Source organism: Enterococcus sp. DIV1206, assembly GCF_051712485.1.
Lineage (GTDB): Bacteria > Bacillota > Bacilli > Lactobacillales > Enterococcaceae > Enterococcus > Enterococcus faecalis.
Genome location: NZ_JBIOOZ010000001.1, coordinates 1797086 through 1813653 on the forward strand (window position 1 = coordinate 1797086; position 16568 = coordinate 1813653).

The 16568-nt window shown below is 36.5% G+C and carries 10 protein-coding genes; all 10 read right to left on the bottom strand.

All coding sequences use genetic code 11. The features are described 5' to 3' along the window. Positions 1 to 11: 11 nt before the first annotated feature. The 10 genes from IGK86_RS08775 to IGK86_RS08820 all read right to left on the bottom strand — a co-directional run bounded on the left by IGK86_RS08775 (position 12) and on the right by IGK86_RS08820 (position 16412). Complete coding sequence (locus IGK86_RS08775; protein ID WP_002394400.1) at positions 12 to 266, bottom strand: hypothetical protein; 255 nt, start codon at positions 264 to 266, stop codon at positions 12 to 14. Beyond that, positions 267 to 677, bottom strand: a complete 411-nt coding sequence (locus tag IGK86_RS08780; protein WP_016617253.1) for a DUF4176 domain-containing protein — start codon at positions 675 to 677, stop codon at positions 267 to 269. It lies immediately after the preceding gene. Beyond that, on the bottom strand, positions 674 to 5104 hold the full coding sequence (gene essC / locus IGK86_RS08785) for a type VII secretion protein EssC (RefSeq protein ID WP_016617252.1): 4431 nt from the start codon (positions 5102 to 5104) through the stop codon (positions 674 to 676). Before essC ends, IGK86_RS08780 begins: the two co-directional genes overlap by 4 nt. Further along, positions 5085 to 6257, bottom strand: coding sequence for a type VII secretion protein EssB (gene essB, locus IGK86_RS08790; protein WP_016617251.1), 1173 nt, complete (start codon positions 6255 to 6257; stop codon positions 5085 to 5087). Before essB ends, essC begins: the two co-directional genes overlap by 20 nt. Further along, complete coding sequence (locus IGK86_RS08795) at positions 6254 to 6523, bottom strand: EsaB/YukD family protein (RefSeq protein ID WP_010712367.1); 270 nt, start codon at positions 6521 to 6523, stop codon at positions 6254 to 6256. The genes essB and IGK86_RS08795 overlap by 4 nt, the downstream gene beginning before the upstream one ends. 14 nt (positions 6524 to 6537) lie before the next feature. Beyond that, positions 6538 to 7035: a hypothetical protein gene (locus IGK86_RS08800; RefSeq protein ID WP_016617250.1), complete on the bottom strand. Its 498-nt coding sequence runs from the start codon at positions 7033 to 7035 to the stop codon at positions 6538 to 6540. Positions 7036 to 7037: 2 nt separating this feature from the next. Beyond that, a complete protein-coding gene (gene esaA / locus IGK86_RS08805; RefSeq protein ID WP_438742336.1) occupies positions 7038 to 10514 on the bottom strand; it encodes a type VII secretion protein EsaA in 3477 nt (1158 codons plus the stop codon). 27 nt (positions 10515 to 10541) lie between these two features. Further along, complete coding sequence (locus IGK86_RS08810; RefSeq protein WP_002357798.1) at positions 10542 to 10835, bottom strand: WXG100 family type VII secretion target; 294 nt, start codon at positions 10833 to 10835, stop codon at positions 10542 to 10544. Positions 10836 to 11250: 415 nt separating this feature from the next. After that, positions 11251 to 11958, bottom strand: a complete 708-nt coding sequence (locus tag IGK86_RS08815) for a GntR family transcriptional regulator (RefSeq protein ID WP_002357800.1) — start codon at positions 11956 to 11958, stop codon at positions 11251 to 11253. 206 nt (positions 11959 to 12164) lie between these two features. Continuing rightward, a complete protein-coding gene (locus tag IGK86_RS08820) occupies positions 12165 to 16412 on the bottom strand; it encodes a 2-hydroxyacyl-CoA dehydratase (RefSeq protein ID WP_104877086.1) in 4248 nt (1415 codons plus the stop codon). Between the last annotated feature and the right edge of the window lie 156 nt (positions 16413 to 16568).

The window sequence follows — 16568 nt, forward strand, 5'->3', positions numbered from 1 at the left end:
TTATAATCCTCTTATTTAAATCTTGTCCTGCTATCACGTGCTGCGATGACTGCGGCTAATTTAGGAAACTTACTTGCTTGATTATTTACACATTCCACCATCTTTGATACGTTGGCTACAAGCTGATTACTGACTTGCGCACCTTTTTTCATACCAGAAAGATTACTCTTTCCTAATTGACATTTAGCGCCTCCACTCACCGATACATTACTAATCCCAGAAACCGCCGCTTGTGCGGCTCCTTGATTTGAGGCAATCTTTCCCATCTAGTCCTCTCCTCCTTTTCTAAAATAATAAAATGGGTCTCCATTTGTTTCCATTTCCGTTTTTTCTAGTTCACTACTTTTTTCAACCTCCGGTTCAGAATCCTTTGGAAACGATTCTGCACTCCCGTTCATTTGTGAAAGTAAATTTTCCAAAAACTCTTCATCCGTTTTATCAGAAAAACCTTCAAACAAAACCTCTATAATTTGCTCTACTTCAATTGAAAAGACTTCTTGTGTTGGTATATCCCCAAAAGGATGTGGTGCAACTTTATAACGAGAAACAATTTCTCCGTTACCATTTTTGGCAATCGCTCGAGCAACAATGAAATAATATAATGTATCATTGGTTGTATCTTTTAACTTCAACACACTCCCCAATGGTAAAAAAGGGGTAGTTAAATCTTCACTCATTTGTTCACCTCCATTGGCACAACAATTTTATCTAATACTTCTTCTTTTAAGCGATGTAACACATTTTTAGGGACAGGAAGATTTTGCTGATCATAAGGAACATTTTCAACAAATGATTGATTTTGCAATGTTCCTCCGAAAAGAACTTGTTCTGTGTTTTCTTTGATTGTCGAAATAAAACTACTGTAAGTAGATGTAAGCTTTGTTGAAGTATCTAATAAAATTAACTGTAGTTTGCCGATAGGACTATTTGTTATATAAGCCAGACTATCAATATCCAATGATAATTTATCGACCAAGTCTGCCAAGCCATTAATAATCACAATTCGTTGTGTCGTTTCATCAATTAACATTGCTTCTAACGCTTCTTTCAACTCCACGTTCTGTTGTACTACTTGTGTTCGTTGAATATAAAGGGATACTTTTTCAGACCATTCTTCTAAGTTCCCCGCTACATCAATCAAGACAACTTCATAATTGACAGTTAATTCACTGATTTGCTGCATAAACCATGGAAAGATTAGTTGGGATTGTTTAGTAGATTCTGGAAAAATACCTAGCGTTTTTCTTTGGAATAAGGGTAACGTTTCTGGTTCAGCACTTAATTTGTTTAATCCCAAATATAACTGATTCAATTCTTTTTCTGGTACAAATTGTTGGAATTGTTCATGTGATAATTTTTCAGGAACCATTGGAATTCTTTCAGGACGAATTCCCACCCAGTCATGATTCATCGTAGCCACTTTGGTTTCTAAATTTTCTAATAATTCTGCACTATTTTCACCCTCTGTTGGCAAGTAAAATTGAATCGCCGTTGGCGTATCCAACATGACTTGCCCACGTCCGCTGATTGCTTGAGCCATTAAAGCATCTCTACCTAACAAGCTACCTATTTCACTTTCGTCATTTAAATAAAGAACGACTTTAGTTGCGATATTACTCATCATATTCATCCGAATACTGCCAGAACGGCTCGCAGTAAAAATTAAGTAAACGCCAAGACTAGCACCATCTCTTAAGAGTTGTAAAAGTAGCTCGTCAATCCCGTCTTTCCGTTGATCTTCTAAACTTAAACCATCATAGCTATCTAGCAAATTAATAATAATTGGTAATTTTTGCTGCGTTTTCGCTTCATACTGGATTAGACTAGCTACACCAGTTTCTTTAAATAGCTGCTTTCTTTGCGCTAGTAATTGGCTAACTCGATCCAACATTTTTTGCAATTTTTCGTCTTCTTCTAACGTCACAATGTCTGCCACATGGGGCAAATCTTTCAACGGAAGCAGCCCGTTATTCCCAAAGTCTAATAAATTAAAATGTACTTGCTCTGGTGTATTTTTAGAGGCGATATTCAACGTAAGGGTTTGTAAAATCGTCGATTTCCCATATCCTGGACTCGCAAAAATTGCTGTATGGCTGGACTTCTCCAAATCATATTCATAGACTTCTTGAGCTTGCTTTGCAGGAATATCAAGTAAGCCTATTGGTACTTTAAGGCTACGATCATTTGATTTTCCAATACTTGGTGTTGCTATTTTTTCTTCAAGATTAGGTAACCACGGTTTATCTGGAATCGTCAGTGTTGATTGTTCAAAAATTTCGCCAATCGTAGTAATAACAGCTTCCAATTGGGTTGGTAAGTCGCTCTTATCTTTGCCTTGAACCACTTCTTCACCTGGATCATAAAGCAATTCAGTTTGGCCTAAATCATTGATCCTATAAATCCGTTCATCCACCACTTCTTCCATCACTTGGTCAGGATCGTAAGGAATCCCCGCATAACCACTTTGGAACATTTCATAAACTTCATTTTCCCCAACTTTTAAATACCCCCGACCAGGATTGGTAATTTGAGCTGCATCTGGTGTTTTTAATAATTCATTAGAATCTTGGACACTAGCCATTTTCAAAGCAATTTTGCTGGTACTATTGGCTTCAATTTGATCATTTACCACACCACTTGGTTTTTGTGTCGCCAAAATTAAATGAACACCCAATGAACGGCCAATCCGCGCCACCGAAGTTAGCTCATCTAAAAATTCTGGAACATTCGCTTTTAATTCCGCAAATTCATCAGAAACCAAAATTAAATGAGGCAATGGTTTAGTAGGATAGATAATATCAGATTTCGGTTCGTGTCGTTGTTTGTATAAACTCATATATCCGTTGATATTATTCACACCATATTTGGCGAATTCTCGTTGACGTTTATCCAATTCTGCTTTGATACTGGCTAAGGCTCTAGCTGTTCCGGCTCCGTCTAAATTGGTAATAGCGCCCATAAAATGCGGTAGCTTATCTAATGTATTGGCTATTCCGCCACCTTTCCAATCAATAATCAACATGCCGATATCTTCAGGAGAAAAATTAATCGCTAAGCCAATTAGATAAGTTGTTAAAAATTCTGATTTTCCTGAGCCTGTGGTCCCTCCAACAAGTGCATGAGGCCCATGCAAACGTTCGTGTAAGTCCCAATAGACATAATCTGATTTACCACGCCAGCCAATTAGTGAACGAATTGATTTATTTGGCTGCGCATTCAACCAACGTTGATCGATAGTTAATTCTTCAATCCTTGTTACTTCGTATTGCTCAAGTAAACTCAGACTTTCTGGCACCGCATTCTTCTCCACTTCCACATGCTGCAAATTCGCCAAGCGCTGAATCGCATAAGCAAGCGGATAAGCAGTCGGTAAATGATTAGGAACGAAGTTTTGGTTCACATATTTATTATTTTGATTGATTAAAGTCGCCGCTTCACTACTTTGATACTCAATCAGTGTAGTTGTCGTTTCTGGTAACATATTTAAAGCATCTTTTCCCCAAATAACTGTCACACCATATTGACTCATATCTTCAGCTAAAAATTCATTTAAGCCATGCCCTGACAACCAGCTTTCCTCTAAAATCGACAGAATATACTGTGGTTGAAAGTGAACTTTTTCATTGCCGGCTTCGCGCACTTGTTGACGACGTTTCGTAATCATTTGATAGAAAGAATTTAAAACCATATCCCTTGTTTGAGGATCATGAACAATCCCACGCAAATTCAGGCTGCGGATTTTGACGTGTGGCAACCAACGCCAAGAATGCCAATCTTTCTGATAATCTTCCTCTGGTACTAAAGTAACAAACTCTACGTCACGATAGGAATGTAAAACAGACACTTGAAATAACAACGTTTGAATGGCTGTCCTTAAAACAGCAGGTGTTCCCGCCAATCCTAAGGTTTGTCCCATTAGTGGTACAACAATCGGCGCCTTTTCTAATTGTTTATATGGCCATACTAATTGTTCTTCAGCTTCTTGACTTAGTGAATCATCTTCCGTTGACTGATAATTTGTCGTAAAACTTGAAGAAATTTCACCAACCCCTAAGCGAACTGTCAAAAAATCTTCATTAGTCATCATGCGTTCATATATTCGCGCATGATACTCTTTTGTCATTAAGGCTAATTCGTTCATGGCAGGATTCATATATTCCAAGGCCTCTTTTTGTTCTTGTTGCAAGATACTTAAATGAGCTTTCTCTTGTATTAAATATTGTTCGTAGCTATTTGTCCGTTCGATATTCTTTTGCTTTGTTTCTTTTTTATTGGTGAAATAACTAGAGACTGAAAAACCAGCCGTCAATAAACTCGCTCCGCCCATACTAAGCATCATAATTGGATTGCCCCCACTTAAAAAGCTTGTTGCGCCACTCAAAACGACCATTCCTAAAGGTGGGACAATCGTCCGTAACAGTTCATTTTTACCTTCTGTTTGCTTGGCTTTTGGGGCAGCAATTTCTATTTGTTTTTTTGGCTCCTTCAAGTGAATCCGTGGACTTCGTCGAAATGACGGGAAATCGACAGGATATTCTGGAATAACCTCCTCTTCTACAATTTGCCAAGGATTCAGGGAATATGTAGCTCCTAGACTTGTTAACTTTAATTGTTTTTCCCGAACTTCAATGATTAAGCCATTGACAACTAATTGATCACCGACTGCAAAAGCATAGCTTCCTTTTTCAACTAAATAATGATTGTAGTAAATCGTATCTTCTCCGGGATAAATCGTTGCTGTATATTCTCCAGTTTCTGATGTTAGTGTAATATTAATGATGGCATCTGTTTCTAATGAAATCGCAGCATTTTTGGCAGAGGCAATTAAAAAATCTTTCTGCGGTTTATTGGTGGTGACAGTAATCAATTCTTCGTGGGGAAAAACAGAAAAATTTTCAGCAGAATCAAAGGTTTCACCATTACAGAATAATTCTTCATTTTCGTAAAAAAATAATTGTTGATTGATTGAAACACTTGGGTTTTTAGCCGTAATTTGACGGTGAAGAAGTTGGGGACCAAAATAAAAAATGTCAAAATAAATCATGCTAGATGTATGAATTTGATCATTCACAGAGACCAATTTTTTATTGATTTTCGTTGTCATCCGTTTTTCCTCCCAAGATTTTCATGTATTTATCAATTGCTTCTTCATATTTTGTTAACAATGCTTGTTTTTTCTCGCCGTTCATTTTGTTATTGGCTTTGGTTGCATCATATAATTTTGTATAGGCATGTAATATATATTGGTTATCGCCTAAATTTTGGGCAATATCTAATGATTTTTCAAAGTCTCCTTTGCCAATATAAATCCAATAAAGTAAGGTATTTTCACTAGATTTTTGAGATAAATTATTTAAAATTGCTGTTTTTTGTTCATTTGATAAATTATCTAGTTGGACAGAACTAACAGCAGCAACATACTTAGCTCCTATCGGTAATTCTTCTGGTGTATCTTCTTTTAATGTTTTCGTAACACTTGCATAGTCATTAGAAATATACTGCGCTTCTGCCAAACTCACTCGCTCTTGGGCTGGTAATTTTTTTAAGACATAAATCCCTGTTGTAGTAGCAAAAAGTAGCGTTAAAGCCAATAACACTAAGCTGGCCCATTTAAAGGTTAAATAACTTTTTTTACTCACTAATTTGGTTTCTGCTTCACGCTTGGCTTTTTGACGAATGATTTGTTCACCAATGATTTGCTCAATTTCATTGATTGTTTTCACCTCTTGTAATTGTTTAGATAGCGTATCTTTCAGGGTGCCATTCCCTTGAATCAATTGTTCATACTCATACTTTGGATGTAAGATTGCTAAAATCAGCGCTCGATATTGTTTAAAAAATTCTCTTTCATCTGCTGAATAAGGCACAATGACCTGCATAAAACCACGATGAGCAATTAATAATTCTTCTCCCAAGATATAGATGTTTTCTGGATGAATAAAGGGTTGGACCGGCGTACCTAAGAAATCAACCAAATAATGAACTCTTTGCGCTAACAATAATCGCTCATATTGATCCATTTTTTTTATCGCTTGTAAAATGGATTGCATATATTGATCCTTATGGTATTGAATCACTAACGCTTCTTCCGTTGCTTGTATTATTTTTCCCGATAAAAATCCACGACTTGATTTTAAAAATTGTTGAAACTGTTCTAGTCTTTCTAACTGATATTGATTTGCTTGTAATGTCACTTGAACATATTCTTTTGTTGCTTCTAACGTAATTGTCTCTGAAATATCCTTTAACTCGCTCATCCATGTGTCTCCTTTATAATTTCTTTTACTACTAGTTGGTCGCCATTCCCTAATGGATAATCTGCAATTAATTGATTATCAGCTAAATGAATTGGTTTATTCAAAACAACCAATTCAAATGATGCTGGCAAACGGTTTGGCAACAGCTCAAACGATTCGAGTAACAATTCTTTTAAACGTGCAACTGATACCTGATTAGGGATTTGCAAATCAATAATTTGATTCGACACATGTAAGCCGATACCAATCGATGTTCTTTTGTTCATGTTTCTTTCACTCCTTAATTTCCGCTTTGTGCACGATGATATGAAAAACGGTTTCCTAGAAAAACACCAACGAATAAAATAACTATACTTCCTAAAAAAATACCACTGTACAACCAAAAGTTTATGGATATTTCTCGGTGAACCTCAAGAGATTCAACGCTTTCAGGAGAAGTGACCGTTGCCGTCTCTTTGAACAGAAAAGGCCTTACCTTTTTATCAACTGCTAATGTTTTTGCATTCTGTTCTGTCCTAAATACATCATTTTTTGCTTCGTTGACAACCCTCGCTTTACTTTGATTGACTTCTTTTTCTTTCTCTTCTTTTATCGGCAAAAACAAATCTGGAATAATGAAATTCACTTCTACGTTTTTTTTCTGCTGATTGTCTTGGTAGATCACTTGATTATTTATTTTTAAAGCGCCTACTTCTTCTGCTTTTGTTTTTGTTGATGACAATGACAAATAGAGCATATTAACACTTAAAACAATCACTATTTTTATTAATTTTCTCATGGCTATTCCTCCGGTCGTACAAACAAGTTAAGGACAACACCTAAAACAAGTAAAACGATTAAAATAAGGTAACTAACCCAACTAATTTGTATCCCATTTACTAAAGCAGTAAAGCCATTTTGGATATTTTGAAGCGGCGATAAACGATAGAGCCAATTGCTTAATGAGCCTACCTTTGTTGCAATGCCTAATAAAGGTGTCAACATGAAAAATAACCCCAGCATAGCTCCATAAATATATAAAGTAAGTTTTTTAAATTGGCGTAAACAAGCACAAACCAAAAGTGAACCGCTAGCAAATACTAAGAAACTATAGCTAAACCAAGCGAATCGATTTATTTGAGATACATTGAACACCAGTAGAAGTGAAAAGACACTCCCAAACAAAATAACCGTAATCAAGAGTAATAACAGATTTGGTATATTTTGCCAAACTCTGGTTGGTTCAACCAACGCATCCGCTACAGTAACTGTTCTTTTCTTCATAAAGCCTTGGAAAGTTAGCGCAATAACGAATGTTAAAATACTAACAATCAAGGTAGCGTAATAGGGAATTAAAGAGACTTGTCGGGTTTCGCCAAAGATCCCTTCTCCTTGAATTGGGCTCGCAAGGAAACTAAATACCCGTGGATTATCAGCACCGCCGTCTCTTGTATTAGCCAATACTTTTTCAAATGTTTTGGCATACTCTTCATTTTCTTTGGTTGTTTTCTTTGACTCATCAATTGAATCATTTAAGTTTGCTAAGATATTTTGCGCATGATCTTGAACTTTGGTTGTTGAGGCTTTCAATTCTTTGATAGTCTGAGCAACATCTTTGACTTTGGCTGCTGAATCAGCTGTTGTTAGACTAGTTTCTTTCGTTGTTTGCATTAACGTTTGCATCATTTTAACTAAATTTTCTGTTTCTACATCTAAAGTGCTGGTTTGATTTTCTTCTGGATGTGGATTTCTTTCATCAATTACAGAAGTAGCTCCCACTTTTCCAGCTTCTTGCCAAGTAGCATATGTCGCATTGACTTGTTTTGTTGCTTCATCAAACCATGTATTTAATTTCTCCGCTTCTCGTAATAATTTTTCAGGGACCGTCATTAAATTTAATGTTCCGTAAAGTGTTGTAGGTCGTCCGTCTGTATTTTGATCTGTCTCAGTACCAATTAATTGTTTTAATTGATTAATTTGTTCATCTGTTTCTCGATATAATTGATTTCCTGTTTTTTTATATTCGTCTAATAATTTATCTGTAATCATCATGGTTTGCTCGTTTTCAGTGATATTGTCGTACATCCAGTAAATGGATGTCTCACCTGCTAACTCTTCAATTGTTTTATCCTGATTTTCAGGAGCGGTTAACATTGCTGCATACTCTTGAATAGATAGACTTTGATTAGGCGTACCATATAAAGTCACAATTTGTTGTGATACAGTATCTAAAAGTTGAAATTGCTTCATGATTTCAGGAATATCGGTTACTAATGGTTGGTCCATTGCAATATACACAGCGAACGAACGTGCATTTTGAAGCTCATTATTTACCCACCAAGAATAATCAATCTGATTAAATGCTGTTTTTTGTTGTTCTGGTGTCAGTTGCCAAGACATTGGTAAGTCAATCGTTAAGGAAAGTTTTTCTGGAAGTGAGAGCAAATCATTTACTGGCTCAGTTACTTTTTCAGATTCATCTTCGGATTCTTCTGCCAACTCTTCTTGCGTATTTTCTTCGTCCACTTCATCATTCTCAGGAATCTCAGCTTGTATTTTGACTGGTTTGGTAATTGTTAGCTGTGTTGGGGTAATTGCTGAAATATCAATGCTGTAACCTGTACCTGCTAACTGCTGATTCAAAGATGTTTTAATTGTTTGAACTTTTGAATCATCTAAAAGAAATGACAATTCGCCATTTTGTGTATTGGTTTGTCGTAATGAAATAACCGACTCTTGATTTGTCGCTAGTGAAAAAGTTACTTTTTCTTGTGGAATCGCTATAGTATCTTCATGAAGTTGTTTAGGTTCCAAATACATAAAGCGGCTTGAATTGGTGAAATCAAGTTCATGTTGTTCTGCACATCGCTGAATAATTTGTAACTCATCACGGAAAAGATTGCCTTGTTCAACTGAAATCCTATTATTCATTTCTAATTCACTAACGAGTCTTTCTAAACTTACAAAAGAAATTTCACTTAGTGATTCTTCCAATCTTTCCTGATAATTTTTATCTAAGTTAGGTATATTTTCTTTTTCGTTCGTAATTAACTGAATAATCGCTTGCTTAATTTGAGTGTCTGTTGCTATCTCAGGTGTTGCTTCAAGATCATTATAATATGTAGCCGCAATTTGCTTTTTTAACGCAGTTAATTGTTCTACTTGCATATGTAGTTCTGCGATTTCTTTTTGTAGTTCGCCAATGCGATTGCTTTGTGTTTCTTGAAATAATTTAGATTCTGATAAAAAGTCAGCATAAATCCCTGAGCTTCCTTGTTCACTTGGTGTGTAGAAGGAGCTAAACTGATTGATTACCATTCCATTTAGTTGATCGAATTGTTGTTTGTATACTGTCGTGTCACTTTCCCATTGATTAGTCAATTCTTGTTTTTGTCTCTCAAACTGTTCATTAAATTGTGCAATTGATTTTTTTATTTTTTCATTTGCTTCTTTCGAATACTCGTCCACTGATTTTTTCGTATCTTCCGTTGTCTTACTAGTTGATTCTAAGCTCCGATTGTTGCTTTCTAATAAGGTTTGTACTGATTTTACAAACGCTTCTTGCTCGTTTGTAAATAATTTATTGTCCTCATCTAAAATACTAGCCGTACTTAATACTGTCGTATAATTCATGGGAATTTCTTTAAATGGTTGCTGAATTGTTTCTTCTAATTGATTTTGATACAGCAACTGCGTATCAGTAATTTGGTTAACGTTTTGTTGTGCGATAACTAAATTTCCAACAATACTGGAAAAATACATCTGAATTACGCGTTGGTTAAAATCTTTCAAAATAGTATTTACTTTGTCTTGAATTGCTTGATTGGTCAATTCATTTTGTCCGTCTCGCACTTGGTATTCAACAGAAGCCTGCTCTGGACTAACAGCTTGTAGTGACAATAATTTCTCCGAAAAATCTTGCGGAATAATAATTTGAGCATCGAATTGTCCATTTTCAACCCCAGATGTTGCGATATTCCGAGTCGTTGTTTCCCATCGATTAGCTGTATCTTTGTTAATTAATGTGACAAAATCAGAACCTAATGCATAACGTTTTCCTTCAAAACTTGCGCCTTTATCTTCATTAACTAATGCGTACTGCATCTTTGTTGTCTGATCTTTGCTACTTCGAGTCACGCTCTCATCTTTAAACCCTAAATGAATGAAAAAAAGTAATAACAAGAAAGTTGCTCCAATTGCTAAGGCAAAAGGGATACCTTTTTTTATTTTCCCTTCCATTATCTTCTCTCCTTTAGAAAAAGCGCTAGTGCAATTCATTGCGCTAGCGCTTCAATCTTTGATCAATTAAAAGCCAAATGATCCTGCATCTTGACGGTCACGTTCTGCGACAGTGTCTGCATATTTGTTTAATTGTTGATTAATACTAATCAATAATTCTTCCATCTGTTTGACATTACCTTCCAATTGATTGTACTGTTCCAGATACGCTTGAAATGCTTGCCCTTTCCATTGTTGTGAAATTTGTTGGTTCATTGAATTCACTTTACGAATTGCATCTTGAATTTGAGACGATGCTTGCGAATATACTTTCGCTTGTGATTTCAGTTGTTCTGGTGTTACAGCAATTGATCCTGCCATAAGTAATCCCTCCACATTTTTTATAGTTTTATTACCTGTTACAAATATTATAACTATATATAAAAAATATAGTCAACAACTATTTAAAAATATACGTATTCGCATAAAAATAATTATAACAATAAAATAAACAAATAAAAACTCTTAAAAACAACATTACAAAACCATCCAAATCAATATTTATCAAAATAAAAACAAAAATAACTGATAAATAAAAATTATTCAAAAAATATTTAAATAAAATTTAAAAAAATAAATAAATTCTGTTAAATTGTTATTTTTTAACGTCAGATAAATTAACAAGTAAACATGTATTTTATTAAAAAAACAACTTATTTCTTTAGCAAAAAAAATTAAAAGATAGGAAAACTTATCAATGTGATAAGTTTTCCTATCTTTTATTCATTCTTTTTATCTACTTCTCTAAATAAAACTCAAATCGACTTCCTGCATACTGCGTACGAACATATTCAAAAGGTAGTCCGTTTTCAAAATAGGATACTTGGCGCACACGCAGAATCGCATCGCCTCGTTTAATCTCTAAATATTCTGCGATCTGTTCCGATGCTTGAACAGCAGAGATTGTTTGGTTAGAGTGGCCAATTTTGTGGCCAGATTTAGCTTCAAGTGTTTTATAAAAAGAGTTCGTGATTTCAGATTTGCCATATTGCGAGACCAATGAATAAGGAATGCTCGCCACCTCAAAACAAATCGGAATGTCATCCGCAAAACGAATTCTTTCCATTCGTAAAATTGAATCTTCTGGACCTAGTTGTAATTTTTCCATCTCACTAGAACTAGGTTTCGCTACAAAATAAGACACCGTCCGACTAGAAGGAACGCGATTTTGAGACAAGGTAATTTCTGTAAAACTAGTGGTACCTGTCATTGTTTCTTGAACTTTCTTACGTGCTACATACGTTCCTGAACCAATTTTTCGTTCTAAAATCCCTTCGTCTGCTAAAGTCTGAATGGCTTGGCGTAAGGTCATTCGACTAACATCAAATTTCAAGGCTAATTCTCGCTCAGAGGGCAAACGATCCCCGATACTCCAGACACCTTTTTCAATATCTTCTTTGATTTTATCGTGAATTTGAATATAAATTGGTATATTTTGAACCATTTACGCTTCCTCCTCTTCGTTCATCTCCTCTTCTATTATAACTGGTATAGACCGTGTAAACAACCAAAAAATGATAAATAAAAGAGGAATTGGAATTTTTATCAAAGTTGGTCTAGTTGCATGCTTTCTTTTTATAACAAAAACATTTGGCTTAGTCAGTAAAAAGTGACCAAGTCAAATGTTTTTAAACGAATTTCTATTAGTTATTATCTTTTTACATTTCCTTCTTTCAACAACTTGTTCGCTGTGGCCATCATCAAACGGATTCGGTTCAACTGATTGACCAAAGATACCCCTGGATCATAATCCACCGCCGCAATGTTTGCTTGCGGATATTGACGTCGTAGCTCTTTCACGACCCCTTTTCCAACAATATGGTTTGGTAAACATCCAAACGGCTGCATACAAACGATGTTATTCACCTCATGTTTTAAGAGCTCAATCATTTCAGCTGTTAAAAACCAACCTTCACCCGTATGATTGCCAATTGATAAAATTTTACTTGCATCTGCTGCCATATCATAAATGGAATGAATGCCATCAAAACGGACCGACTTTCTCAATGCCTTATCCATTGGTTTTTCTACCAATTCAATGATTTTTATCGCAAATTCTGCTAAACGTTTGCTTTGTTTTGACATGCCCATATTTTCGTATTTCCAAATTTGATTGTACAATGAATAGTTCATAAAGCCAACAATATCTGGCACAACTGCTTCAGCACCTTCTTCTTCTAACAAACGCACAATATCATTATTCGCTGTCGGCGAATATTTCACTAAAATTTCCCCGACCACACCGACTTTTGGTTTTTTTATCTCTTGTAAAGGAATTTCATCAAACGTCCGAATAATTTTTTTCATGAAGTGATTAAATTGTGTCAGCGAACCATTCCGGACATTGGCTTCCACTCTTTTTAGCCAATCTTGGTGTAGTTGATCCACCATTCCTTTTTCTGTTTCATAAGGTCTTGTTCGATAAACTACTCGTTCGAATAAGTCACCATATAAAAAGGCAACTACTAAGCGTTTGATCATTGGCAACGTAAATTTAAATCCTGGATTGGATTCGACTCCTTTATTGCCCATCGAAACTGAAACTACAGGAACTTGAGAAAAACCGGCATCATTTAAGGCTTTTCGTAATAAGGGAATGTAATTCGTTGCGCGACAACCGCCCCCTGTTTGCGTCATTAAGACACTGACATTATCCAAATCATATTGACCACTTTCCAAAGCTTCAACTAGTTGTCCGATAGAAATAATTGCTGGGTAACACGCATCATTATTGACATATTTTAACCCGACATTCACGGCTTCTTTATCCTGCGCAGGCAAACAGACGACATGATAGCCAGAAGCTTGTAATGCTACATCGACTAATCCAGATTGATGAATCGGGCTAAGCATTGGTAACAGCAAAGTATGTGTTTTTTTCATTTGTTTTGTAAACACAATTTTCTCCGGCTCTTCCATTTGCATATGCGGAACAAACTGTTGCTTCTCCCGCTCATTGACAGCCGCTTTCAAGGAGCGCAATCGAATACGAATTGCACCCAAATTCGCGCCTTCATCGATTTTGAGGACTGTATAAATTTTGCCAGACCGATCCATGATTTCTTCTACTTGATCGGTTGTCACAGCATCTAAGCCGCAACCAAAGGAATTCAGTTGGACAAGTTCTAAATTTTTCGTCTTAGCCACTACTTTAGCCGCCGCATATAAGCGAGAATGATAGACCCATTGATTCACCACACGTAAATTCTGCACGTCTCCAAGATGCGAGATACTGTCTTCTGTCAAGACATGGAATCCTTCCTGTGTAATGACTTCGGCAATGCCGTGATTAATCTCTGGATCCAAGTGATACGGTCGCCCCGATAAGACAATCCCTCTCTGGCCTTTTTCAGTTAACATGGCTAACGTTTCTTCGCCTTTTTCTTGAATTTCTTTTTTAAAAGCTGCTAATTCTTGATAACCATGATGCAGCGCTGTTTGAATTTCTTCTAAGGAAATCCCTAAATCAGCAAAATTTTCAGCTAAAACTTTGGCAACTACAGCTTCATTCGCTAAATTAAGATAGGGATTTCGATAATCCACTTGGCCCTCTCTGATGGCATCCACATTATTTCGAATGACATCTGGGTAGCTTTGCACAATTGGACAATTAAAATGATTATCAGCTTCCACTGTTTCTTGCTGTTCAAAAACGACACCAGGATAAAAGATGATTGGCACTTGCGCATCAATTAATGCTTGAATATGTCCATGCGCCATTTTCGCTGGGTAACAAACCGTATCACTGGGAATCGTTTCAAGGCCTTGTTCATAGATTTGTTTATTAGAACGTGGCGATAATTCAACCCGAAAGCCTAAGTCAGTAAAAAATGTATGCCACAAAGGATAATTTTCATACATGTTTAGGACTCTAGGGATACCCACGCGCCCACGAAACGCTTTATTTTCCCGCAAAGGTCGGTACTTAAATAACTTGCGGTACTTATAATCAACCAAATTTACTTTGCGTTCTTCTCGTTTAATTTTAATTCGTGCACCACGTTCACAGCGATTTCCCGTAATAAATTGGCGCCCATCCGAAAACACTGTGACCGTTAATTGACAATTGTTTTCACACAAGCCGCAATGAGTAAATTCCTTTTCAGAGGTAAATGCCGCTAACTCTCCTAAAGAAAGAAGCGTGGTTTCTTCCCCAATTTCATAAGCGTCCAAAGCAATCAGCGCTGCCCCATAAGCCCCCATCAAACCAGCAATAGAAGGACGAACCACTTCACGACCGCTAATTTTTTCAAAAGCTCTCAAGACCGCTTCATTGTAAAATGTTCCTCCCTGGCAGACAATCTTTTCTCCCAACTCTTCAGGTCGGCGAACCTTAATGACTTTATAAATGGCATTTTTGATGACTGAATAAGATAGTCCAGCAGAAATATCGCCGACAGAGGCCCCTTCTTTTTGAACCTGTTTCACTTTTGAGTTCATAAAAACAGTACACCGAGAACCTAAATCAACAGGCGCTTGCGATTCTAAAGCGGCCAAAGCAAAATCCTTCACATTATATTTTAAAGATTGCGCAAAGGTTTCGATAAAAGAACCGCACCCAGAAGAACAAGCTTCATTTAATTGTATCGAGGAAAGCACGCCATTTTTAATGGTCATCGCTTTCATATCTTGTCCTCCGATATCCAAAATAAAATCCACACCTGGCTGAAAATGGTTGGCTGCTTTGTAATGGGCCATCGTTTCAACTTCACCAATATCGACTTTTAACGCATTTTTTATTAGCTGTTCTCCATATCCTGTAACAGCCGTTTTTCCGATAAAAACTTCTTCAGGCAGTTGTTGATAAAGTGATTTCAGTACTGTCATGGTGGTTTCTAAAGGTTGCCCTTGGTTATTACCATAAAAAGAAAACAACAAATGACCATCTTCATCAATCAATGTGACTTTTGTCGTTGTTGAGCCTGCATCAATCCCTAAAAAGGCCACGCCAGTATGTTGAGATAAAGGTTTCTCCGTTGCTTGGGCTTGCGCGTGTCTTTCTCGAAAATCTGCTAAATCTTCTGCGCTGTTAAATAACGGTGGTAACGTGTCGCTCGGCTGTAAATCAGTAGCCTGGCTGTTCACTAAGCGCTGAATTAATTCTTCCAATGTACATTCGGCTGCATCTTCTGAATAAAGTGCTGCTCCCATTGCTACAAACAGTTGCGGTTGTTCTGGAAAAATAACATCTTCTGGCTGAATTGCTAAGGTTTCAACAAACCGTTTTCTCAATTCTGACATGAAAAATAAAGGTCCCCCTAAAAATGCTACTTTACCTTTAATTTTGCGACCAGCAGCTAACCCGGCGATTGTTTGATTAACTACCGCTTGAAAAATACTCGCCGCGATATCTTCTTTCGCTGCTCCTTCATTGATTAAAGGTTGAACATCCGTTTTGGCAAAAACCCCACAGCGGGAAGCAATCGGATAAATAGTTTGATAATTCTTCGCCAATTCATTCACTCCATTGGCATCCGTTTTAAGTAAAACAGCCATTTGATCGATGAAGGCGCCTGTCCCACCTGCACAACTACCATTCATTCGTTGCTCTAAAGCACCATCAAAAAAAGTGATTTTTGCATCTTCTCCGCCAAGTTCAATAGCAACATCCGTTTCTGGGATTATTGTTTCAACAGTTCGTGTACATGCGATAACCTCTTGAACAAAGGGAATCCCTAATACCTCAGCCAGCCCCATACCACCAGAGCCAGTTATGCTCATTGTCAAAGGTTGGTCTGCACCGATCCTTGATAGCCCTTCTTTTAAAATACGCTCCGTTGCTGCTTTGACATCTGAAAAATGGCGTTCATATTTTGTAAAAATAGGCTGATTTTGTTTATTTAAAAATACTAATTTTACTGTCGTTGACCCAACATCAATCCCTGCTCTCATAACCATCAATTAAAATACCCCTTCATTTCCCAACAGTTTGTTGATTATTATACAAACTGTTTGTTATAATAGATATACCTATTTTAGAAAGGTTCTAAATGATTTGCAACAAGCAATTTACCCTATTTTGTGAGATAAACAACAAAGTTTCCGCGAATGTTG